Origin of the sequence: Flavobacterium sp. GT3R68 (genome assembly GCF_007109225.1) — a bacterium.
Lineage (GTDB): Bacteria > Bacteroidota > Bacteroidia > Flavobacteriales > Flavobacteriaceae > Flavobacterium.
In genome coordinates, this window is sequence record NZ_VJZK01000002.1 from 293,929 (window position 1) to 317,398 (window position 23,470).

Annotated in this window: 22 protein-coding genes; 1 reads left to right on the forward strand and 21 read right to left on the reverse strand. The window is 36.5% G+C overall.

The annotated features are described in order from the left end of the window. Positions 1-11 precede the first annotated feature (11 nt). The 20 genes from FNW07_RS05680 to FNW07_RS05770 form a co-directional block, all read right to left on the reverse strand. The gene (locus FNW07_RS05680; protein ID WP_126743867.1) at positions 12-941 is read right to left on the reverse strand and encodes a polysaccharide deacetylase family protein; all 930 of its coding nucleotides are present in this window, start codon (positions 939-941) and stop codon (positions 12-14) included. A gap of 1 nt (position 942) precedes the next feature. Further along, the gene (locus FNW07_RS05685; protein ID WP_126743868.1) at positions 943-1,761 is read right to left on the reverse strand and encodes a formyltransferase family protein; all 819 of its coding nucleotides are present in this window, start codon (positions 1,759-1,761) and stop codon (positions 943-945) included. 6 nt (positions 1,762-1,767) lie between these two features. Then, the gene (locus FNW07_RS05690; RefSeq protein ID WP_126743869.1) at positions 1,768-3,165 is read right to left on the reverse strand and encodes a hypothetical protein; all 1,398 of its coding nucleotides are present in this window, start codon (positions 3,163-3,165) and stop codon (positions 1,768-1,770) included. Between the two features lie 158 nt (positions 3,166-3,323). Further along, on the reverse strand, positions 3,324-5,291 hold the full coding sequence (locus tag FNW07_RS05695; protein ID WP_126743870.1) for a hypothetical protein: 1,968 nt from the start codon (positions 5,289-5,291) through the stop codon (positions 3,324-3,326). Positions 5,292-5,390: 99 nt separating this feature from the next. Further along, entirely contained in the window at positions 5,391-6,365 is a 975-nt protein-coding gene (locus tag FNW07_RS05700) for a glycosyltransferase family 10 domain-containing protein (RefSeq protein WP_126743871.1), read from the reverse strand. A gap of 113 nt (positions 6,366-6,478) precedes the next feature. Continuing rightward, a complete protein-coding gene (locus FNW07_RS05705) occupies positions 6,479-7,411 on the reverse strand; it encodes a polysaccharide deacetylase family protein (protein WP_126743872.1) in 933 nt (310 codons plus the stop codon). A gap of 97 nt (positions 7,412-7,508) precedes the next feature. Beyond that, on the reverse strand, positions 7,509-9,218 hold the full coding sequence (gene asnB / locus FNW07_RS05710) for an asparagine synthase (glutamine-hydrolyzing) (RefSeq protein WP_126743873.1): 1,710 nt from the start codon (positions 9,216-9,218) through the stop codon (positions 7,509-7,511). Then, on the reverse strand, positions 9,218-9,919 hold the full coding sequence (locus tag FNW07_RS05715; protein WP_126743874.1) for a cytidylyltransferase domain-containing protein: 702 nt from the start codon (positions 9,917-9,919) through the stop codon (positions 9,218-9,220). The genes asnB and FNW07_RS05715 overlap by 1 nt, the downstream gene beginning before the upstream one ends. After that, complete coding sequence (neuC, locus tag FNW07_RS05720; protein WP_126743875.1) at positions 9,919-11,079, reverse strand: UDP-N-acetylglucosamine 2-epimerase; 1,161 nt, start codon at positions 11,077-11,079, stop codon at positions 9,919-9,921. Before neuC ends, FNW07_RS05715 begins: the two co-directional genes overlap by 1 nt. Beyond that, on the reverse strand, positions 11,076-12,092 hold the full coding sequence (locus FNW07_RS05725) for an N-acetylneuraminate synthase family protein (protein ID WP_126743876.1): 1,017 nt from the start codon (positions 12,090-12,092) through the stop codon (positions 11,076-11,078). The genes neuC and FNW07_RS05725 overlap by 4 nt, the downstream gene beginning before the upstream one ends. Before the next feature lie 17 nt (positions 12,093-12,109). Further along, positions 12,110-13,051 carry a glycosyltransferase family 2 protein gene (locus FNW07_RS05730; RefSeq protein WP_126743877.1) on the reverse strand — a complete coding sequence of 314 codons (942 nt, stop codon included), beginning with the start codon at positions 13,049-13,051 and terminating at the stop codon, positions 12,110-12,112. Positions 13,052-13,053: 2 nt separating this feature from the next. Then, positions 13,054-14,301: a UDP-glycosyltransferase gene (locus FNW07_RS05735; RefSeq protein ID WP_255512730.1), complete on the reverse strand. Its 1,248-nt coding sequence runs from the start codon at positions 14,299-14,301 to the stop codon at positions 13,054-13,056. Between the two features lies 1 nt (position 14,302). After that, positions 14,303-15,421, reverse strand: a complete 1,119-nt coding sequence (gene wecB / locus FNW07_RS05740) for a non-hydrolyzing UDP-N-acetylglucosamine 2-epimerase (RefSeq protein ID WP_126743879.1) — start codon at positions 15,419-15,421, stop codon at positions 14,303-14,305. Next, entirely contained in the window at positions 15,408-15,545 is a 138-nt protein-coding gene (locus tag FNW07_RS13760; protein ID WP_158626846.1) for a hypothetical protein, read from the reverse strand. The genes wecB and FNW07_RS13760 overlap by 14 nt, the downstream gene beginning before the upstream one ends. Then, positions 15,538-16,464 (reverse strand): GDP-L-fucose synthase, encoded by a 927-nt coding sequence (locus tag FNW07_RS05745; RefSeq protein WP_126743880.1) that lies wholly within the window; start codon positions 16,462-16,464, stop codon positions 15,538-15,540. Before FNW07_RS05745 ends, FNW07_RS13760 begins: the two co-directional genes overlap by 8 nt. 3 nt (positions 16,465-16,467) lie before the next feature. Further along, complete coding sequence (gene gmd / locus FNW07_RS05750) at positions 16,468-17,568, reverse strand: GDP-mannose 4,6-dehydratase (RefSeq protein ID WP_126743881.1); 1,101 nt, start codon at positions 17,566-17,568, stop codon at positions 16,468-16,470. Between the two features lie 44 nt (positions 17,569-17,612). After that, entirely contained in the window at positions 17,613-18,548 is a 936-nt protein-coding gene (locus tag FNW07_RS05755) for a glycosyltransferase family 2 protein (RefSeq protein WP_126743882.1), read from the reverse strand. Then, positions 18,545-19,375 carry a glycosyltransferase family A protein gene (locus FNW07_RS05760; RefSeq protein ID WP_126743883.1) on the reverse strand — a complete coding sequence of 277 codons (831 nt, stop codon included), beginning with the start codon at positions 19,373-19,375 and terminating at the stop codon, positions 18,545-18,547. The genes FNW07_RS05755 and FNW07_RS05760 overlap by 4 nt, the downstream gene beginning before the upstream one ends. A gap of 2 nt (positions 19,376-19,377) precedes the next feature. After that, entirely contained in the window at positions 19,378-20,517 is a 1,140-nt protein-coding gene (locus FNW07_RS05765; RefSeq protein ID WP_126743884.1) for a glycosyltransferase, read from the reverse strand. Positions 20,518-20,529: 12 nt separating this feature from the next. Then, positions 20,530-21,324, reverse strand: coding sequence for a glycosyltransferase family 2 protein (locus FNW07_RS05770; RefSeq protein WP_158626847.1), 795 nt, complete (start codon positions 21,322-21,324; stop codon positions 20,530-20,532). 965 nt (positions 21,325-22,289) lie between these two features. Between FNW07_RS05770 and FNW07_RS14010 the strand changes: the two genes are divergently transcribed. Further along, the gene (locus FNW07_RS14010) at positions 22,290-22,664 is read left to right on the forward strand and encodes a hypothetical protein (RefSeq protein ID WP_370511494.1); all 375 of its coding nucleotides are present in this window, start codon (positions 22,290-22,292) and stop codon (positions 22,662-22,664) included. 13 nt (positions 22,665-22,677) lie between these two features. Here FNW07_RS14010 and FNW07_RS05775 read toward each other — a convergent pair whose 3' ends face one another. Continuing rightward, entirely contained in the window at positions 22,678-23,442 is a 765-nt protein-coding gene (locus FNW07_RS05775) for a hypothetical protein (protein ID WP_126743886.1), read from the reverse strand. Between the last annotated feature and the right edge of the window lie 28 nt (positions 23,443-23,470).

Below are 23,470 nucleotides of genomic sequence, written 5' to 3' on the forward strand. Positions count from 1 at the left end.
AATTATTTTATTTACCTACATTTTCCGTGAAGAAAAACATTGCAGTCATACCTTGGTAGTGCTTGTGGGCGATTAATAATATCATCAATACTTATATCTCTATGCTCGACATTAAAGGAAAAAAGACAATTGGCCTGATCAAGTAATTTTTCCGATTCGGTTGTAAAAGTATGAAATCCTCCATAAGGATAACAAAATGTTTTTATTTCTAAATTATTTGTAACGGAGTTCAAAAAATCAAATGAACGGTTAATTTCGTCATGCTGTTCATCTAAATTTAATTTAGACATTACCGGATGTGTAACCGTATGACTTCCAATAATCATATTATTGTTACTCATTTCATTTATTTCTTCTACAGTTAAGTAAAAATTCTCAATTGAATATAATTCTTCCGGAATTAAGTTTCTCATTAATTGATCAATTACCTTTTCTCTAAATTGATAATCAATGTAATAATTCAGAATCCTTTTTACCCATTGTGTGCTGTCATCATTTTCCTGCAGATGATATGTTAATTCCTGAAATTCAGCCACAAGATCATGGTTAAGCATCTCATTTGTAACCAATTCCATTAGCTCAACGTATACTTCATTCCCGGAATACATTCCTAAAAGTAAATGGATTCTGTGAACATCTAATAACTTATTTGTTTGGTAAGGAGCAGTCGGGATATAAAAGATGCCCCAGAGATTTCTTTTTTTAAGTTCCTTGAAAGCATACTCATAATGGCACTTTAAACCGTCATCAAACGTTAAAAGCACCCCTTTCGGGACAACGCCTGTTTCAAAAGAATCTAAAAAATCCTCTTTGGAAACGAAGCCATATTCTCTTTCAAAAAAGTCTAATTGTTTTGCAAAATCATCCGCATGCAGATTCTTGAAGAATGGTAATTCTTCATTAAACGGACGAATATAGTGATACATTATTGCTTGAAACATTTTACTTTAGACTTGGGTTGCGCAAGATAGGAAATTGTAAATCAAGATTTACTTTATTATTGAGATATTTAGCAATGATTCCTGACTCAAACCTCTCATACATAGCACGTACCATCTCTTCCGTGAAGTCTTTTTTACGATAAATCTTACCAATGCTTTCTATAAAAATAATAGGATTCATATTTGCCAATTCATCAAAATGAATGATTATTTTTTCACAGACCGCTGCCATTTCCGCTATTAATCGGTTTCCAATCTGGTGAATGGTATCACCCGGGGAAATCGTTGGGCGCATCTGATGAATAATAGTTCCGGTGTCAATTCCTGAATCGATATGCATAAATGTAGCCCCTACGCATGATAGTTCCTCATTGATAAAAGGAAAAAAATTAGTGGCAGTACCCCGATAATATGGAGATAATCCTAAATGGATATTTACAAACTTGCCTTTAAAATCGTTTAATAAAGATGATTTTATTATGGAACAGCCAAAAGAAATAATAATATCCGGGTTTAATTCCGTGACTTCATTTACAATTTCAGTCGAATTGATTGCACCTTTTGAAATATATTTCGGATTAGAATTATCTATTATTTTGGTACAAAACGCACCGAAAAAATCTTTTTCTGTTTGGGCCCTCATTAGCAGATGCTGAATTCTTGAATCATGGATGTCTTCGGCCATAATTGTTTGTGAAAGATTTTGTTCGGGGACTTCACAATAGCTTCTTATAACACTGAATTCAAGCGAAGAAGCCAAAAAAGTCCTCAAAAAATCATGCCTTAGCTCATTAGCTGTAAGTATTACAATTCTTTTCAAATCTCATTAATTAGGACACCATTCGGATAGTGAATTAGCAATTCTTTTGCTTGTGTTTTTCAAGGGCTTTCCAATTTCCAGAGACAATAATTCCTTTTGAAATTTTAACCTTTCGGCAGGAAAGGAAATTGTTGCATTGATAGCATGCAATAAATCGGTTTCTGTATAGGCAATCGTAACTGCATTACTGTTTTTTACATATTCCAAATGCTTGAAACTTAAAAAACGTCTGTCATTATATAGTCCATTCTCTCCTGTTCCAAAAACAGGAAAAATTACAGGTTTATCAAAAATCATAAAATCCAGTGTCATGGTTGAAACTACATTGATATTGATATCACTAAATTCTAAGATCGACCTTAAATCTTTTAAATCTTCAGAAAGTGGGACGCGCTGTGACCATGCTTCCTGATGGCCTTCTCGTGACAAACTCCACTTGGGATAATTCCAATTTATAAAAGGAAATTTTTCTGCCATTTTTGCAAACCGAATAGGGTCTTCCGCTGGCGACGTTCTAATTAAGAGATTTACATCCGGAATTTTATTATTTAACATCGCAGAAGCAATAATATCAATATATAACTCATCATTTTTGCTGGTAGAGATATCACCGCAGCTGAAACAAATTGTTTTTTTAGAAGGATCTAAATGAAATTTCTCATGGAATGTTTTTTTATCCGATTCGTATCTTTGTAAAACATACGGTTCAAATTGAGGGGTGCCGACAATAGCAATCTGATTTTCATCAATGGCTTTGTAAAAATGCATCAATTCCTGTTTCATTAAATCGCTCCACACTAAATAATAATCAAAATCTCCTGCCATCCTGCCTTTGGAGGCCAAATTATCCCAACTGAAAATAAAAGCTGTCGTTTTAATTTTCAATTGCTGGGCAGCATATATCAGCGGTGCAATATAGGAGGGACGCTGATGTGTAAAAAACAACATCGAAATTTTATGTTCCTGAAGCAACTCTTTGTATTTGTGTGTAATTGAATGAGAATGAAAAGTCTTTTGCTGGATTCGGTTATAACGTTGCACCCATTTTTCTGAATGGCTTTTTTTTACCCATGTGTAAATAATGCGGGTTGCAATACCACGCGGGTTAATGGATGCCGAATAATTGGCGCGGAGGTTGTCCTGAATACCGTAGTTATCATTCGCATGCATTTTCAGATGCGTCACTTCCTTCGCTTTTCTAAAAAACCAGGTTACAAAAGATTCTTTGAAAACTTCGAGCTCCACAACAGTGCAGTTTAAGTTTAAATTTTCATAAACGTGTTTTGACAAACAGGAAAAAATGATGACCTCATCAAATGTCCGGCATGCCTCTGTAATAAAATCACTTAAAATAAAATTACGATACCCTACACCATCCGTTATTACAACTCCTAAAATTCTCATGCAAATTTTCTTTTCGTTAGCAAATATATTACTATTTAAATGGCCTAATGCTTAATTTGATGAAGTTTTATCATTAGATAGCTGTATTTTAAGCATTTACACAATTTCATTGAATTAAAGCAAATAAAAATACTTAAATTATAAGTTAATTTGTTTTTTTAAAACCTTTTACTTAAATCAACATTTTTAAAATTATTTTTCTCTCGTTTTAATCTGTAGAAGAAAATTTTTGATTTTTCATCTTTAAGAATACTTATAACATCTGATTTAATATATTCTGGCAAACTATCCCTGCTTACCCTAGAAATACAAAAACCAAATGGGTATGCGTTATAAAAATCTTCTCTGCCCAATTTTTTGACTGTATTTGACGTGATTCTAGTATTATGAAGCCAAATATTGAGTGCATTCTTTTTTATATAGGAATTTCTTTTTTGATTTAATTCGTTACTGTAATCCATTTCCAATGAGTCTGCTTCTATATTAAACACATCATAATTCCTCCCATACAATTTAAGAAAAGTAGAGTCATATTGGGGAAAGTCTTCAATCGGATATTTTTGCAAATCCTTCCCATAATAGACAACTCCGAATACATAGTCTAACTCTGAAAGTTCATTTTTAACATCTCTAATGAATTTTGGGCTGTAAAATTGAATTCTTGATGTCGAATGAAATACATTATTACCTCCAATTATCTGCTTCATTCCAATAAATGAGACAATTATCAACATCGTTAATTTAATTTTGCCAAAAAGCGAATTGTATGGCGCTTCTATTAACAGGTAAATAATTAAAGCCAGGACGAATGGGCCGCAAACATTAGTTGAGAATTGATAGGCATTCCCCATTTTGTTAAACTTAGCATAGACAATAGTACTGCAGAAAAAACAGATTATTAGTATTACAAACAACTCCCAGCGAATGACTTTAGCCAATGATTGTGCACTGATTAATAAAACAGTTGCCAGGAAAAAACTAAGCCAATAGTATGAAATAAGCAATAAGACTGATTTTTTTACAAATTGAATTATAAAACCAATAACACCATCGTTATTCACAATGCCCATATCTGTATTGCCCAAATGCAAAAATTCTTTTTGTTGGTTGAGCAGATAAAAACCCAAAAAACAAAAAAGCAAAAAGGCAAAAGCACCAATGATCGGTATATAGTTCCTAAAACTTTTTTTGGACACTTGCACGTCTTTATAAATACACAGTAAAAAAATGGCCACAATTAACAAAAAGACCGCAATTGCTGACTGTACTAAAAATGGGATTAGAATTAAAAAATAAATTGCTTCCAATTTCTTTTCTTTTCCATATAGATAAAAAAAATGGAACATAATTGAAAAAACGGCAGCCAACTTGGTATAGGCAACTATTCCTATCGGATCATATGATCCGGCATTAGGTGCATAAAATAAATTTATAATATCCCTATACCAAGTTCCGGAAAAAGCAAATAAAACTAAAACTGATAAAATCAAAGACCAAATTAGGCTATACTTTTTTATAATGAAAGCAAACAGACTCAAGGAACAAATAAAAATCAGAATCGTACTGTAAAATAATTCCCATATGTATATCGTATCAATATTTGTCAGGTCTAAACCTAATGAAACTAGCCAAATATCATTACTCCTATAAGGTTGCGCGAAATCTAAAAATTGAAGTAGGCCATTTTTTAATCCCAATGCATTTTCATGACCACTTATATTATAACCTTCGGCTATTTTCATGTAAAACTCATAATCAATAAACAGTAAATTAGGACAATTATAATCCGAATTCCAAAAAAAACTTACTTTAAGTGCGAATATTAAAGTCCACAGCGTACTTATTATAAGTAATCTTTGAAGATATTCTTGCTTATTTATTGTGGGTGCTTCGTTGTTTTTCTTTATTATAAAAATATACCCTAAAATCCATATTATGACAAATATTCCGATACTGTCCAAGGAAGACTTTACAATTGCATATGTACTTATTATCATTAAATACCCAATTAAAACTCCTGCGAACATATTAATTTTACGAAAACGCAAAAGACAAAGTCCTAAAAAATCTGATAAGAATAACAGTGAAAGACCTAAAATGTAAAGAATTAAAATATTTAAAAACATGGATGGGTTGAAATTTAATTGTAAAACATTTAATAACTTTTATTTTTCAGTCAACTTACTTACTATATTAGTTGTTTTTTGATTGCCGGTGTCAAATGATTAAATTAATTTATTGAACTTATTTTTTATTTTAAATATATTCTTTTCGAGTATGACATTCAACGGATAATTATCGAAATAGGCGTTTCCACCCATGAAATCCATTTTCTCTTTATTGCGGGAGGCATGAACGCCTTTTACAGCTTCCATTGCCTTTATTTGCGAGAATAAAAACGGAAATAGTTGATATTCATTAAGGACCAATTCCCTAGCCTTTGTGATAGCATCCAAATTTTCTTCCCATTTATTAGAGGCAATTATTTCTTTTAAAAACAAATCTGCATGTTTGTCTTTGGGGTCGATTTGAATATAAGAATCTTTTGGAAAGAAATTATCAATCGAATTGCATCCAAAATACAAAGGCATAGTATAGCTCAGGTAACAATCCATAATTTTTTCTGTCCAATAATAATCACTTTGAAAATTTTCGTAAGCAATGGCATATTTAGCCTGGTACAACACGTCCCATTTGCTGTCCACGGGATTAATCCCCCTACCATAAACATCAACAAAGGGCAACTCCTTAATACTGTCTAAAAAATCCATCCGAACATTATGACCTTTGGATGTCCTTTGATTGCTGGTGACCCAAACTATTTTATTTTCTTTCTGTATATCATCCCGTTTCAGATTCGTCAAAAAATCAAAATCTTTGTCAATATGCCATGGTAGCGCACCATGAGACAATACGTTGTTTTTCTTTATGTCTAACTGATTGAAAATTAATTTGACATTCTTATTGCCGTATTGTCTGTATTTGGATATTTCATTTGGCGGTTCCATGCACAAATGGATAATATTATTTTTATTTACATTAATAGAAAAATCATCTTTGGGATAGTCCAGAATAATTAAATAATCGCATTCAGCAACATCATCTTCGGTAAAGGTAAATTCTTTCCACTTAAAGGAATTGTTAGGAGTTTGTCTTTTTAAATCAGGATATTTAAAATACCTTTCTATTTTTATTATCATTTATTTTTTACATTTTAAATAGGTTTCAGGCGTTCAATAAATAATTCCTACAGATTATCCGACCACCACGCTTTAAATAAGTTTTTGCCCAATTTTTCGCTAAAATAAATATTTTAAAAATCAAAATACCTCAAATAATCAATCATTTTTGTTCCTTCAATATTGGGCATTAATATCCGGTTGATTTTTCCAGTCGCCTTATTAGTTCCGTTCGAATAATAATTATTAGCCAGAAAGACTCCTTTTAAACCGAAACCCTTTATCACTTGAAAAGTAAATTCATTATAGGAACCATGTGGTAATGCCAGATATGGTAATGACGAATCTGCAAATTTTTTCAATTCCCCGATAGAGGTACTCATTTCCTGAATTTGCTCCTGCTCTGTCAAATAACCCAAAGGATAATGATTATGGGTATGCAAACCGATATCAATCAAAGGATTGTTTTCTAATTTTTTTAGTTCTTCGATTGTTAAAGAACGATAGTCTTCTCTGCCTCTAAATTCGATATGATTTATTTTTTCCCACTCTAAAAACCACTCTTCCTTTTGACTATTATCCAATTCGGCCAGCATGTTTTCAAAATACGAGTAGCTGTATTGTTCTTTTGAAACTTTCTCAGCTATTTTTGGAAAAAAGAATAAAACATCCATTTTTTCATAATCGAACACCAGTCGGTCCCACCAAAATTCGTTTTGTGTATTTATATTTATAGTTGTGACAAAAACAGTTGCGGGAATTTGGTGTTTTTCTAATAATGGTAATGCGTTTATAAAGTTATCCGCGTATCCATCGTCAAAAGTAATCACCAACCCACTTTTTTTCAAAGAGGACCAGTTGTCTGTTAATCTAAGGATTTGATATTTTTCTTTAAAATATACTAACTGCTTCTCGAAAGTAGCAGGAGTAACTGTCAGACGAGCCGTTTTCTTATCAGAAACATCACTAACTCTGTGGTACATCAAAACCAAGACAGGGCGACCGTGAAAAATCCTGTTTTTTAATTTTAAAAATCGATAATATGGTTTCTTAAGTGCTTTTTTCACCAATATTGATATTTTGATATTATAAAATATTTATCCTGTTACTAGATGAATGTAAAAAAAATAAAGCATAGCGTACGCTAATTGATAAGTTTTTCAATTATTTATCCAAAACTACGCTATTTACCCATTGCCAGATAAAAAAACTGTTGTCCTGATTTCCTTTACAATAGTTTTGCCATATCACAGTGGTTTGTGTTGCGTTGACAAAGGTAAATTGGGAAAATTGTTCTATTTTTTCTGAAACATACCCGTTTAATTCCTTGGCAATCCATTCTCTTTGAGGAGTTTGAAGTGCCCTTTTGGGGGCCAGCGAAATTGCATCACCGAGTTTTTCCCGTACCAAGTCGCGTAACAACCATTTGGTTTGTCCATTATGCAATTTGGTCGAGGCCTTTTGGGCAAAAGCCAGTTCGACTAATCGATAATCCAAAAAAGGTTCCCGAAGTTCCGTACTGTGCATCATGCTGATCCTGTCATTAAAACGAAGTGCCCGCGGTATTTTTGTATAAAATAAATCCCGGTACTGAAGATTCTGCAAGGCATTATCAAACGGGCTATCGTATATTTCTTTTTGGGCCGAATGTTTAAAACCATCTGTTAAAGCTTCCGGTCGAACCGGGCTCGTAGTAAGTCCTTGTATGATATTATTGCTGTTATTGTGATAATAATCGTAACCAGCCCATGCCTCATCCATACCCTGCCCATCAAGTATAACCTTGATACCATTTGCTCTGGCTTCTCTAAACAACAGACTGTATGCCAAGGTTGGAAACCCTCCAAAAGGTTCGTCCTGATAATAGCTTACTTCTTCAATTAATTTAGGTATTGCTTCCTGCGTCAATAGAACTTTATGAAGTGGATATTGCGTCTTTTCCATTAATTCATGAACCCAGGGTAATTCATCATAATTTTCATTACCGGTATAAAATGTAAAGGCTTCAATAGATTGTTCGGAAGGCAGGTTCTCGTGTACTAAACTGATCAAAGTCGAAGAATCTAAACCACCGCTTACATTCATCCCTAAAGGAACATCCGCCCGGAAACGCAATTGGATAGCGTCCTTCAATAAGGATTCATATTGTATTTTCAATTCGGCTTCAGGCAATTGATCGATCATCGCAATTCTTTTAGGAAAGTCGTACCATTTTTGGATGTGGAGCGTCTGCTTTGTTATTTTCTCGGCAAAAGAAACTTCCATAAAATGTCCTCCAGGCAATTGATGAATGGATTCCCAAAATGTTTCGTAAGGCATTCCATAGGTCCCGTAAACAAAATAATTAGCCCAGACTTTCTGATTTTTAATTTTAGGGATTCCGGCTGCAAAAAGGGTTTTGATTTCACTTGCAAAATACAATTGATTTTCCCAAACCGTATAATAGAAAGGCTTTACGCCAAAACGGTCGCGGGCCGCAAATAATTTTTCTTTTTCAGCATCCCAGATTACAAAACTGAACATGCCGTTGAGCTTTTCTAATGCCTCATTACCCCAGTAAAGATAAGCTGCCAGAAGTACTTCGGTATCAGAATGGGTTTTGAACTGATAAAAGTCCTTCAGCTGTTCTTTCAATTCCAGATAATTATAAATCTCGCCATTAAAAATAATACGATAGTCACCACAATTACTGATCATGGGCTGATTCGCCTCATCAGACAGATCGATAATACTCAATCGGTTATGGCCTAAAACAATTTTATCGTCGTTCCAAACATTAGTGGCATCAGGTCCCCGGTGCTTTTGCGCCTCGAGCATCGCCAAAATAGTGTCGCTATTACTCTGTTTTCCTAATATGCCAGCAATACCACACATTAAATTTGAGATAAAATATTAGGTAATTTTTGTTCGGCCAAAAACCAGTCTCCCATCGTATCTATATTAATGTATAAATCTGGGTTGCTTTCGATATAACTTAAAGAATCCCCATAAAAAGACTCCTTTTTGATAGTTTCCATATTGGTAATATAGATGGATCCGTCTCTAAAAAAAGCTGGAGGAAGTTCCTGTCTGCGTTTGATAATTTCTTTTTCACCTGTGGAAATTCCTAAAAATCCGGACTCATTCAGTTCAAAAACCCAATGGGGATTCAATTCATGCGGAACGGTGAGTACACTAATCAGGGCGTCTGCTTTTTTTTCGGTAAAAGCAGCAATGGCCTTGTCAATAAAGCCCTTTTCTCTAAAGGGAGAGGTAGGCTGTAGAAGGCAAATGGCATCAAAAAACTCGCCTTGTTCTTCTAAAAAAGCCACAGTATGTTGCACCACCGCAATACTCGACGCGGCATCTGTTGCCAAGTGTTCCGGCCGAACAAATGGAACTTCCGCGCCAAAATTTTTGGCCATTTCAATAATGGCATCACTATCACTGGAAACAATTATTTTGGATAATAATTTACTTTCCAAGGCCTGCTGGATCGTATAGGCAATCAAAGGTTTATCTCCGAGAATTTTAATATTCTTATCCGGAACTCCTTTAGACCCTCCTCGCGCAGGTATTATGCCCAATATACGCATCAGTATGTTATTGTTTTATGGAATTGTAAAGGTAATGTATTCAATATCTCTGCAATTTTAACTCCCGCATCTCCTCCTCCATATACATCTGAAGTTTTGGATTTTCCGTTCTGCAGAATAGCATTTACTGCAGTAATAATTTCATCTTTATCGTAGGTAACATCAACTACATTCTCTCCTCGGTCACGTCTGTTCTGTCTGGAACCGATATTAATTACCGGGACACCTAAAAAAGCACATTCCCGGATACCGACACTGGAATTACCCAATAAACCGACTGCGCTATTTAATAAAACCAGAAAATCATCGCCCTCCATATTCTTGAAGAAATGGACATTCTCTAATTTATTTTTTTCCCTGAAACTTCTGATACCGGTTGAAGTCCCGTCGGCACCAGCATCAACGTTTGGCCAAAACCACAACGTCGGGATATTCAGTTCGTTAATTGCCAAAAGCGTTTCTTCGATATGTTTTCTGGAATTTTGATATTCTGTGGTTACAGGATGCTGCATTACGACCAAATACCCTTTCGAAAGATCGGGTTGTGAGCCCACACCACCATATTTTTGATAAGGATTGAAATTAAGTGTTTTTATAGTGGAAACTTCTAAAGCAATATCAATGGAAGGACAGCCTGTATTGAAAACAAAATCAGGGTCCTCTCCTAATTTCAACACTCTCTCCTTGGCATTTTCTGACGCTACAAAATGATAATCCGATAATTTGGTTATTGCATGGCGCACTTTCTCGTCAATGTTTCCAGTTACTTCTCCTCCCTGGATATGAGCCAGCGGGATATTCATGTAAGCAGCGGAAATAGCCGTTGCCATGGTTTCAAAACGGTCGGCTACGGTTACGACAATATCCGGTTTGAGATTATCAAAGACTGTAGAAAGTTCCAAGATGCCAATTCCGGTTGTTTTAGCAGAAGCCGTAAGGTTCTCTCCTTCCAAAACATTAAAAACTTTGGCAGCAATGCTGAACCCGTCCTTTTCAATATAATTTACCGCCGATCCATACCGCTCCAGTAATGCCGATGCGGCAATGATGAGTTGTAACTCTAAATCGGGATGATTTTTTATGGCCTGCAATACCGTTTTTACGCGGCTATAGGATGGTCTGGCAGTGATGACCACCGCTATCTTACGTTGTATTTTCATTCTAAATCTTCTTCATTTAAAAAATCCCACTGAATTTTGTCAAATTTAAGTTTTTTACCAATTACTTCATGGTATTTACTTGCCAAAATGCCATAGCCTTTTGGTTTTTTGGCTTCCAAATCTTCAAAAGTTATGGAATGTCCCTTGGGCAAATTTTTGTTTATTGCTAATGATTTTTCAAATATCTGTTTCAATGTTTGAAAGTCTGAGTTGTTATTCTTATCGATGGGTTGGGTCATAGCCAATGTAATATTCTGAACTGCAAAAACCAAATCTTTGGTTTCCTGAATCGTCAGTGATGCTTTACTGTCAGGTCCAAAAAGCTGTCGGTCAAAAACCACATGAAATTCTAAAATAGAAGCTCCCAGTGCGGTGGCAGCGATGCAGGTCTCCATTTTTGCGGAATGATCCGAAAAACCTACAGGCACCTGATATCTTTTTTGCAATTCGGCAATAACATTTAAACCATATTGTTCCGGTTTTGTGGGATAGGCTGTAGTGCATTGCAATATAGAAAAATCAACATTTCTGGATTTCAGAAAATTTACAGTCTCATCCATTTCAATATATGAACTCATTCCAGAGGATAAAATTACTGGTTTCCCGGTCTGCGCGATTTTCTCTAAAATTAAAAAATTATTCACCTCCCCTGATCCGACTTTATAACATTTCACCCCAATTTCTTCTAGCCATTCTACTGCCAGATTACTGAACGGAGAACAGATAAAATCGAGTCCAACTTCATCACAACGTTGTTTGATACCTTTCCATTGTTCCAAAGAAAATCCCATGCGCTTCCAATAATCGAATCGTGTTTCGTCCTCTACAGAGAACTTCACGCGAAAGGGTTCAAATTCGCTGCTCTCCGCTTCGGCGATGTGCATTTGGAATTTAACAGCATGGACGCCTGTTTTCACTATCGCATCAATATAAGAATATAAAATCCCCAGACTGCCTTCGTGTGCTTGCCCAATCTCAGCTATAATATATGGAAATGGTTTTTTTAGTGACATTTTATGTTTCGGGTTAATCAAACTGGTTTTGATGAATCGGCAGAAGAAGTTTCATCTTCCGGAGACCAATATAATTTTGTAGTAGGCAATTTACTAAATTCTTCGAACTCTTTTACCGATAATCGGTTACGATTCCCAATTATCCTGGGTATATTAATTAATAAATCTCCGATTGCCTGTAAAATTGCAATTGCTACCTGAAAATCCCCTTTAAATACTTTTATTTTTATCTGCACCCATAAGGTATAGACTAATTTTTTCGGAATCACTTTCCATGGAAAAAACATAAAATACAAATACCATCCTGAACGAATGGCCCTTCGCACTCGCTGTCTATAATCCGTGTCCTTTTTCCGACCTTTGATATCGACGCGATGGTTGGCCAAAACTTCTGGTAAATAAATAATATCCCAGCCTTTTTTAAACAAGTGAAAAGACGCAAAATCTTCTTCCCCATAAAATATGAACCAGGCCGGGTAATCGGGTATATCTTTCCATGCTTTCATATTCCATGCATGACCACCTCCCACAAATCCTCTTACTTTTTCGGATTGGTCTGAAGTATACACCGTTTCGGGTTCTTTCCTACCCCAAAACATTCGAAAGGCAACGATACCACAACGTTCATTTTTATCAAAACACTCTTCTATTTTTTCCAGAGGATGCTCCGATAAAAAATGGGCGTCATCATCTAAAGAAATAGCGTACAGTCCTTTTGTTAACTCTAAAAGGACATTCCTGCTGTAAATTAGACCGCGGCTTTTAGCATTTCGGAGCAATTGTATTTTTGGGAAATTTTCAGCAACCATTGCATAGGTTCCATCAGTGGAACCATCATCGCAAATAATACATTCAACATCCGGCCTGTCCAGCAGATTCTGGATTTTATCCAATGTGAACTTCAAATCAGGCTTCCGATTTTTGGTAGTAATCAATATAGAAAATTTAATCTGGGACATATCTAATTGGGATTTTTTCTGTAAACTGTCATTACTTTTTTCAAATACGCACCTGAAACATATTCCTCTAAATCATTCCTGTTTAAAAGTAAATTTTCAGGATTTTGTTTCCACATCAGATATAATTTCTCTATTAATTCTGCTATTTTTTCAACTGCGTCTGCTTCAGCCCAAAAAGAATAATCGTTTCCAAGTAACCTTCGCGTTTCGCTGTAATAAGGCGCCAGGGATAGTATAGCCTTATTAGCCTCTATACAGTTGGGAAACTTAGCAGGAAGAAAAGGGCTTATTTCTGATTTTGCCTCCAGAATTATATTAACTGAGGCGTTTTTCTGAAGATTATATACTTCATCAAATGGGACATTACCATTGTAAATATATATTTCCGGACTGTTTTTTTGATACATCTCGAGCATTTGAGTATGATACGAAGCTGGTCCCAGCAACAACAGTCGCGCATCCTTAACTGCATCAGGGTTAAGGCGTAAAAACAATTTAAATCCCTCAATTAACCCTTCAGGAGAGCGTTGTTTCATCAAATTACCCGCATGCAGCAGGTTAAATTTTTTACCGTCAAAATAGGATGGAAAAACAGAATTTTGAACAGCATAACTCATATTCTGATGAGGAATAATTACCCCTGTATTCAAAAAATCAGGAAAATAACTGCCCATCCACTCTTTCAGCAACTGACTCGGAAAACCACTGTATTTGGCTTTTTCGGATACCTGACGAAAGAAATTTTCTTTCTTGTCGTAACCTGGTTCCACCCAGTTGTAGGGTCTCGGATAATAATGAAAAGGGTATGGGTCATGGACATACGCCATCCATTTATCATGGAGTTCGGGCATTTTCAATACGGCATAATGTGGTCTGAAACTAGCTCCTTTACTAAGAGTAATTATAAGATCAGGTTGAAAAGTCATTTTTCTTAATGCCTTTATGATACTTCGGGTATCATTGAAAAAAGTGAAGGAAAAACCAAATTTTTTTTCTAGAAATGGCATTAGGTTCCACTTCAGATTTCTGGTTATAACGCGTTGAGCCCGGCTTAAAAAATACGTAGGACTATTTTTGATTTCACGAATAGCATGACAGCTCACATCCGGTAAATTTATCTTTTTTAAAGTGTAGTGATATACTGTTACTTCGAAACCAGATGTCTGCAGATTATGAATAAGGGCAACATTGGCCTTGGAGCCACTGCTGTCTTCAATATTAATGGAATCTACTACTACGAGTATTTTCATCTTAGTTTTGATTTATTAAATAGGCTGTAATTATCTTAGAAGCATCTCCCTTTCCATATGGATTCACTGGATTTTCGAACCCGGTAAAATGATCTAAAAGCATTTGGATATTGTCTATGATTTTCTCGGTAGAGGTTCCTACCAAAGTTGAAAAACCACTATTGACTCCCTCAGGCCTTTCTGAAACATTTCGGGTTACCAATACTGGTTTGCCCAATGTAGGTGCTTCTTCCTGAATGCCGCCAGAATCCGTTACAATCAAAAAGGATTGCTTCATTAACCAGACAAATGCAGGATAAGAAACCGGAGGTATCAGATATATGTTTTTTTTATTGGCTAATTTATCATGAACCACGTCTCTCACATTGGGATTCAGATGTACCGGGTAAATAATGGCAACATCGTTTCTTTCTGATACTGACAACAATGCCTGGCAAAGATTTTTAAATCCTTCCCCAAAATTTTCCCGCCGGTGTCCCGTGACCAGGATCAGTTTTTTACTAGCAGGAATATTTTTTTTCAATTCCTCAATTTCCGGGTGTGAATAGGAATGGGATTCTATTTTTTCCACTGTCCATAAAAGCGCATCAATAACAGTATTGCCTGTTGCAATTATATCCTTCTGTAAAATGCCTTCTTTCAGTAAATTTTGAGTTGCTGCTGTTGTTGGCGTAAAATGAATATCCGCAATCCTGCTGGTCAGCTGTCTGTTGATTTCCTCGGGAAAAGGAGCCCATTTATTGTAAGTCCTCAGTCCGGCTTCTACATGTCCTACTTTGATCCCTAAATGGAAGGCGGCCAAAGCAACCATGGAAGATGTCGTCGTATCACCATGTACCAAAACCAAATCTGGCTTTGCATGGGTCAGGACTTTGTCAATTTTGGATAAGATATTCGCCCCAAGTTCATTTAATGACTGGTTGGGCTGCATCAGATCCAGGTCGTAATCCGGATCAATCTCAAAGAAATCCAATACCTGATCCAACATTTCACGGTGCTGTGCGGTGACACATACCTCTATATCAAAAGGACTCTTTTTCAGTTCATGAAAAAGTGGCGCCATTTTAATGGCTTCCGGGCGTGTCCCAAAACAAAGTAAGATTTTCTTAGGATGTCCCATTTCCATTTTTATAAGCATTGTAATTCCCTCCAATAACTATGAATGCTATGCCCTGACAGGTTTGGCTGAAAACAGTCGTTGCTGTATCATAAAAAGTGATTGCAATTATTGAAATTTTAGTCATTAAGAAATTTTTCTGTATACACCTGCTGAATTCCCTGTTTCAAAGAAATGGTATACTTCCAGCCCAGAGCATTTAGTTTTGTGGTATCGGTTAATTTCCTTGGGGTTCCATCGGGTTTAGAGGTATCAAAACTGACTTTACCCTGATAACCCACAATCTCTTTAATTATGTATGCTAACTCATGAATACTGATTTCTTCTCCGGAGCCAATATTTACAAAACCTTCCCCATTATATTTTTGCATCAGATAAACGCAGGCATCCGCCATATCCGAAGCATGCAGAAATTCCCGCAAAGGATTCCCGGATCCCCATACGATAACTTCCGCTGTATTATTTTGTTTCGCTTCATGAAATTTCCGCAACAAGGCAGGTAAAACGTGCGAATTCTGCAGGTCATAATTATCATTGAAGCCATATAAATTGGTTGGCATCACTGAAATAAACGAACAGCCATATTGCGCCCGGTAGGCATCGCACATTTTGATCCCCGCAATTTTTGCAATCGCGTAAGGTTCATTGGTTTCCTCTAACAATCCGGTCAGAAGATAGTCTTCTTTCAGGGGCTGAGGCGCTAGTTTTGGATAAATGCACGAAGAGCCCAGGAAAAGCAATTTTTTGACATTATTTTTATAACTCTCATGAATCACATTACTTTGTATCAGTATGTTTTGATAAATAAAATCCGCCCGAAACGTATTATTGGCAACAATCCCTCCTACTTTGGCCGCAGCCAAAAAAACATACTCCGGTTTTTCGGTTTCAAAAAAAACAGCAACATCATGTTGATTAATCAGATTCAATTCTGTTGACGTCCGGGTAATAATATTCCGGAAGCCTTTGGAGTTAAGGTTTTGAATTATTGCGCTTCCCACCATCCCCAGATGACCCGCTACATAAATCTTTGAATCGAATTGCATTTCCTATTGTTGTTTATTTGTGTATTCCTTAAGATATTTTTCTTTTCTGAAGAGTTCCACATCAGCCTCCATCATCTCTTTGACCAACATTGGCAGACTGTATTTCGGTTTCCATCCCAGTTTGTTTTTTGCTTTGGTATTATCACCAATTAACAAGTCCACTTCGGTAGGGCGGAAATACGCAGGGTCGATTTGTATGGCTTTTTGGCCAATCTTGAATGCGTAAGCAGGATTTGATGAAGCTATAATAGCTCCGATCTCATCAACACCTGTACCTTTAAATTCGAGCTCTACGCCTACTTCGGCGAAAGCCATACGGATAAAATCACGCACTCTGGTAGTAGTTCCGGTTGAAATAACGAAATCTTCGGGCTGATCCTGTTGCAGCATCAGCCACATCGCTTCAACATAATCCTTTGCGTGACCCCAATCTCTTTGAGAATCAATATTTCCCATATAAAGCGTGTCCTGCATCCCTAAAGCCATTTGTGCAATTCCTCTTGTAATCTTTCTGGTAACGAAAGTTTCCCCACGCAATGGACTTTCATGGTTGAACAGAATTCCGTTGCAGGCAAACATGCCATAGGCTTCGCGATAATTTACGGTAATCCAGTATGCATACATTTTAGCCACCGCATACGGAGACCTTGGATAGAAAGGAGTGGTTTCTTTTTGAGGCACTTCCTGAACCAAGCCATACAACTCAGAAGTTGAAGCCTGGTAAATTTTGGTTTTCTTTACCAATCCCAGTAACCTCACGGCATCCAAAATTCGCAGGGTCCCGATACCGTCAGTATTTGCGGTATATTCCGGAATGTCGAAACTCACTTTCACGTGGCTCATGGCTCCTAGATTGTAGATTTCATCCGGCTGTGTTTCCTGGATAATCCTGATCAGGTTCGTAGAATCACTCAAATCGCCATAATGCAAAATAAAGTGTTGGTTATCAATATGCGGATCTTCATATATATGGTCAATTCTCTGCGTATTAAACAAAGAACTTCGTCTTTTCACACCGTGGACCTTATATCCTTTAGAGAGCAGAAGTTCGGCCAAATAGGCTCCGTCCTGTCCCGTTACTCCTGTTATTAAAGCTACTTTCATTTTTATTACTGCATTATTTTATAATTCTGTTCTGAATTGTATGATTATGTATTTTTAATTTTCTTCCATTTTCTGAAAGCGGATAAACGCAAAGGCAAAGTAACAAAGAAAATTTGCCATTTTAACTTTTCGAAAACCGGTAATTGCAATTGATTTAAAATTTGTTCAAACAAATTGTATTCTTTAAAGGCTAATGATTGTTGGATAAAATAACGCATTAGAGATGGGGAAAGCAATTGTTTTTTATTCAGATTTTGAAATACGAACAGAATCGCATCTTTTTTTGAGGCTTTTCTTACCGGATTGTTCCGAAAGAACTCTCCAGTATTCGAGTTTGCGTGTTTTCTGTTGTAATATAAAACGGTATCGATAATTACTCCCCTCAGATTGTCCGAAATTAATCGGATATAACATTCCCATTCTTCTGCATAAAACAAATTTTCATTAAACCGGTGCTGTTCAAAACAATGTTTTTTCCACATTACGGTACAGGAAGCCAAACCAATTTGCTGTGTAACAATTTCATCAATATCCTTTATGGTAAACGCCTGTTGTTTCGTAATCGCGCTTGTCCCAATCTGGGGCCTATCCTCCTCAAATCCTGTTTTTTGATAATGGCAAAAATCGATATCATTTACAGTGAATACATCCAGACACGTTTTCAAATTATCCGGATGCACAAAGTCATCATCATCAAAGAAAATAATAAAATTGCCTTTTGCCAAATCCAATCCATAGTTTCTGCAGCCCGGCAATCCTTTTCGGTATTTTTCGGGGCGCTTTAAAAATTTAAAACGCCTGTCATGCTCCAGAATGGGCGTGATGACTTCTAAAGTATTGTCAGTTCCGCCGTCATCTATAATCAGGCATTCCCAGTCCAAAAAAGTCTGAGCCTGGATGGATAGCAGGGATTCAAGAATATAATGGGCTCTGTTATAAGTCGCCGTAATGATGGTTACTTTCGTCGGGACTGTAATCATTTGAACAATGATTTAATCCATCGAAAAGGCTTCAAAAAAGCATGACCTATCTGGAATTCTATACTTTGGGTTTTTTTAATCTTTTCAAGCTCCTCCCTCTTTATTTTTGATAGTAAATGATTTGTGAAAACATCAAAATGAGCCGCATAGATTTCTCTATGCTTCGTATAAATGTATTTCAATAATTCGTATTTTACTTTATTGGCCTTCGTTGTTGTGGAATCTTTCTTCAATCGATACTTGAACAGGTACTCCGGGATAATCGAAGCTTTACCTCCGTCCTTCAATAACCGGATATAAAATTCCCAATCTTCGAATCCACTTCGCATACTCTGGTCATAACCTCCTGCCGCAATAAAATCTGTTTTCCGGAACATGGCACTGCCCGTGGCTTCGTTATTTAATATGAATGCTGCTATATCTCCACCATGGGGAGTTATCCTGTCTTTATTTTTATCGTCAGTAAATCGAGTAATATAAGACGTGACTAATTTCACGTTATTGCTTTTTAATTCCAGGACAGCTTTTTCGCAAAATGTTGGTTCGAAATAATCATCGCTATCGAATACTAATATATAATCTCCTTCAGCTTGTTGAATCCCGACATTTCTCGCTGTGCTTTGCCCTTTGTTTTCCTGGGTAATCAGTTTGGTGATTGTAGGCGCTAATTTTTGCAATACGGTTTTGGTTGCGGCATCGGACCCGTCGTCAACCACAATAACTTCCTTATAAGGATACGTCTGAGCCAATGCAGAATTCACCGCATGCTCAATGTAATGAGAATCGTTATAACATGGTATTATGATAGAAATCAATATGTTCTCCATACCTAATCTTTAAATAAATTTAAAAGGGCGTTGCCTTTATTGCTGTTACTTAAACTGACAATATAATGATTTCTTACTTCTGACAATAAGTTGCTTTTGGCAAAAGGTTCCAAGTCCATAAAATTCAATACCGACGTACATAGTTCATCAAAATTCGTATTGACCATGTATGGTAAATGTCCGAAACGCTCTTTCATTGCGCCAATATCATATCCCATAACCATTCTCCCGCAGGCTGCTGCTTCTAGGGCTGTCATTGGTCCTCCTTCATTTTTGGAAGTTACTAAGAAAATATCTATTTTTTCAAAAAAATAATGGGTATTGGTCGGACTTAAGAATTCATTTTCCAGTGTGACTGTTTCCGTTAAACTCAGTTCTTTTATTAAAGTATTAATTTCCTTTACATATGTTTCCTCCCCTTTTCCCTGAATAATCAATTTACAGTTCCGGTTATGTTTGTTGTTTAAAAAATCAAGAAGATAAAGCATATCCTCGATATTTTTTTCCCTTGAAATCCGGCCCAAATAACCAAAAGTAAGGTTGGCCTTATTGAAATCAAAAGGGTTGGCCTCTAACAGTTGTTTTTCATTAGGGATCATGATATCCAGCGAAACGGTATTCTTCAATTGGTTTTTTGACTGCCAAAAATATTTTTGCTCCCTATTGAAAACAATGATGTTCCGGAGTTTTTTATAATAGGGAATATGCGCTGAAGGCAGCGGCTCGAATTGCCACATCGTTATTTTGGCAATGTATTTCTTTAACTGGGATTTGTTCTTTATTATTGGAAAAAAATAGGTGCTTTTGGGATACGTCAGAATAAAAAAATCATCAAACTTCACGCTGTTATATTTCCAGAACAGGTATTCAGAACAATTTAGGGACGCTCCCATTTTATAAAAAAGCCGGTTAAAAAGACCGACCCATTGTGTTTTAAAAAAAGAAGGGTATTTTAAATATGTAATGGCCCTGGTGCCAATCATGTCCAGAAACAGTTCGGCGTTTATTTTCTCCGGTGAGAATAAGGTAACTTTATTGTACTCTCCGCTATCCCAAAAATGCACAGCAGTGGTGACTGCTTCGATTTCAGTACCTCCAATATTATCCAAATATGGCGCTGCGATGAGTAAGGATTTTGTCAAAATCAGTGAAGATTAATATTCTATATACTTTTTATTAAATAAGCCGCATTTTATCAGAAAGCGTAATATCCGGGAATTGGCCAGGCCTTTGAATTTATTATTAATCACATTAAAGCGATTATAATCTTCCATAAAGAAACCGTAATCGGCGTTGAGAACTGCCTCTTTCTCCAATCGTAACAGTTCCTTGTTTGCCGCTATTGAAGAGATCCCGTTCATGTCGTATTTACACAAAACGATATTGATTTTTTTATAGGTTGCGGAATAAAAGGACAATGCTTTCAGAACAAACTTCCAATCTGAAACGAGCTTCAGATTTTCATCATATAACCCGACCTTTTCAAATAATTCCCTTTTAAGTAAAAGCGCCTGATGAGGAATTGCGTATTGGTGCAAATAATCAAAGGTAATTTTTTCGGGGCATGATCTTAATTCACTGCTTTCAATGTAATCTAAACAGATATCGCAGGCAATGATATCCTTTGACCCTAAAGATTCGTTGTTCAGCTTTTCTAATGTGGTGGCGTCATTTAAAACATCGCCACTATTTAAAAAAAACAAATAATCTCCGGTAGCGGCCTTGATGCCTTTGTTCATAGCATTGTAAACGCCTGAATCGTTTTCACTAATCCAATGGTTTATGTTTGCTGTCTGGCTTTCGATGTAAGCAGCACTTCCGTCTGTTGATGCTCCATCAATGACAATATATTCAAATGGCGGATACGTTTGACCGATTACACTATTAACTGTTTTTTTTAACCCTTCCAGGTCATTGTAGTTAATTGTTATAATTGATAATTTACTCATTAATGCTTTTTTGATTCTGTCCTCGCGGTTTTGGATTCGTCGCCATAAATAGCGCGGAATCATTGCAAATATAAACCAAACTTTAAATTATCAGTGTATTTTCTAACGAATGAGTGAATTAAGTCCATCGAAATTGGGTAAGGATATTCCTAAGTCGGGTGAGGATATTTTTTACCGCGAATTCACAAATTTTTTCTGGTAGGAATAAATACAAAGCGGGGTGGGATATTCCTAAGTCGGGTGAGGATATTTTTTACCGCGAATTCACAAATTTTTTCTGGTAGGAATAAATACAAAGCGGGGTGGGATATTCCTAAGTCGGGTGAGGATATTTTTTACCGCGAATTCACAAATTTTTTCTGGTAGGAATAAATACAAAGCGGGGTGGGATATTCCTAAGTCGGGTAAGGAAATTTTTTACTGCGAATTCACAAATTTTTTTTCTTGTCGGTATAAATTCAAAGCGGGGTGGGATATTCCTAAGTCGGGTGAGGCTATTTTTTACCGCGAATTCACAAATTTTTTCTGGTAGGAATAAATACAAAGCGGGGTGGGATATTTCTAAGTCGGGTAAGGAAATTTTTTACCGCGAATTCACAAATTTTTTTTCTTGTCGGTATAAATACAAAGTGGGGTGGGATATTCCTAAGTCGGGTGAGGCTATTTTTTACCGCGAATTCACAAATTTTTTTTCTTGTCGGTATAAATTCAAAGTGGGGTGGGATATTTCTAAGTCGGGTAAGGAAATTTTTTACCGCGAATTCACAAATTTTTTTTCTTGTAGGAATAAATACAAAGTGGGGTGGGATATTTCTAAGTCGGGTAAGGAAATTTTTTACCGCGAATTCACAAATTTTTTTTCTTGTCGGTATAAATTCAAAGCGGGGTGGGATATTCCTAAGTCGGGTGAGGATATTTTTTACCGCGAATTCACAAATTTTTTTTCTTGTAGGAATAAATACAAAGTGGGGTGGGATATTTCTAAGTCGGGGGGCTATATTCCTAAATCAGGGAAGGATAAGTGCAAATCGGGGAAGGATAATTGCGAAACAGGTAGGCATAATTGTAAATCAGGGAATAATAATTGCAAAACGGGGAAGGATAATTGCGAAACAGGTAGGCATAATTGTAAATCAGGGAAGGATAATTGCAAAACGGGGAAAGATAATTGCGAAACAGGTAGGCATAATTGTAAATCAGGGAAGGATAATTGCAAAACAGGGAGGTATAATTGCAAATCGGGGAAGGATAATTGCAAAACAGGAAGGCATAATTGCAAATCGGGAAGACATAATTGTAAATCGGGGAAGGATAATTGCACTTCGACAGGCTCAGTGTGACAGTGGAGTGCTTCTATTTCTTGGCTTTGGTGAATTGTATTCCTTTTACCTGAGTAAAATACGGCGATGTTCCTCCGTATATTGATTTGATATACTTTTTTACTTCTGCGGCGGTATCCACCAATCCGTTGCCGGAGGCATATAATGTAGTATCGCGCGCAATTCTTGCATTACTAATTTTTGCATATGCTGATGACACTGCCTCATTTTTGGAAATCAGGTCGGTTTGTTTTACTATCAGTGCCGCCATTTTTAAATCGGTTTCGTTTGGCGCGTAAGTGGGTTCAGATTGCAATGTCGCTATTAATCCTGCGAAGTGTTGTATTTGGTGTTCGTACGATTGCTGACTAGTCGATATTGTTGTGGTTTCGCCCTCATTTACATTTGAAGGCTTTCTGCGTGTTCTTGCAGTGGGACCCTGAATTTTTTTGTTATATGCTTTTGCGTCTGCTACTTTTTGGGGAGTTGCCTCTGTGGTTTGCAATGCGCTCATTAATCGTGTTGCTAATGGTTTCAGACCCCTGAAAGCGATCACCCTTTCGTTTACCTTGTTGTTGTAAGCCGTGTTTATGTTTATCACATTTGTCAGTTGTGCATTTGCATTTGCTGCCAACGTATGGAGCTGTGCCAGTTTCAGGCTTGGTTTATTGGGGTTGTATGTGACTCCGCATGCGGTTACGAAAGCGATTAATTCCTGAAGATTGGCGAGGTTTATGGCATGGCCTGTTTCGCGTGTACTTTTCTTTGGAGTTGCCGGTGCTTCAGTAGTGGATGCCATGTTGGATTTTTGATGATTTTATGGCGGC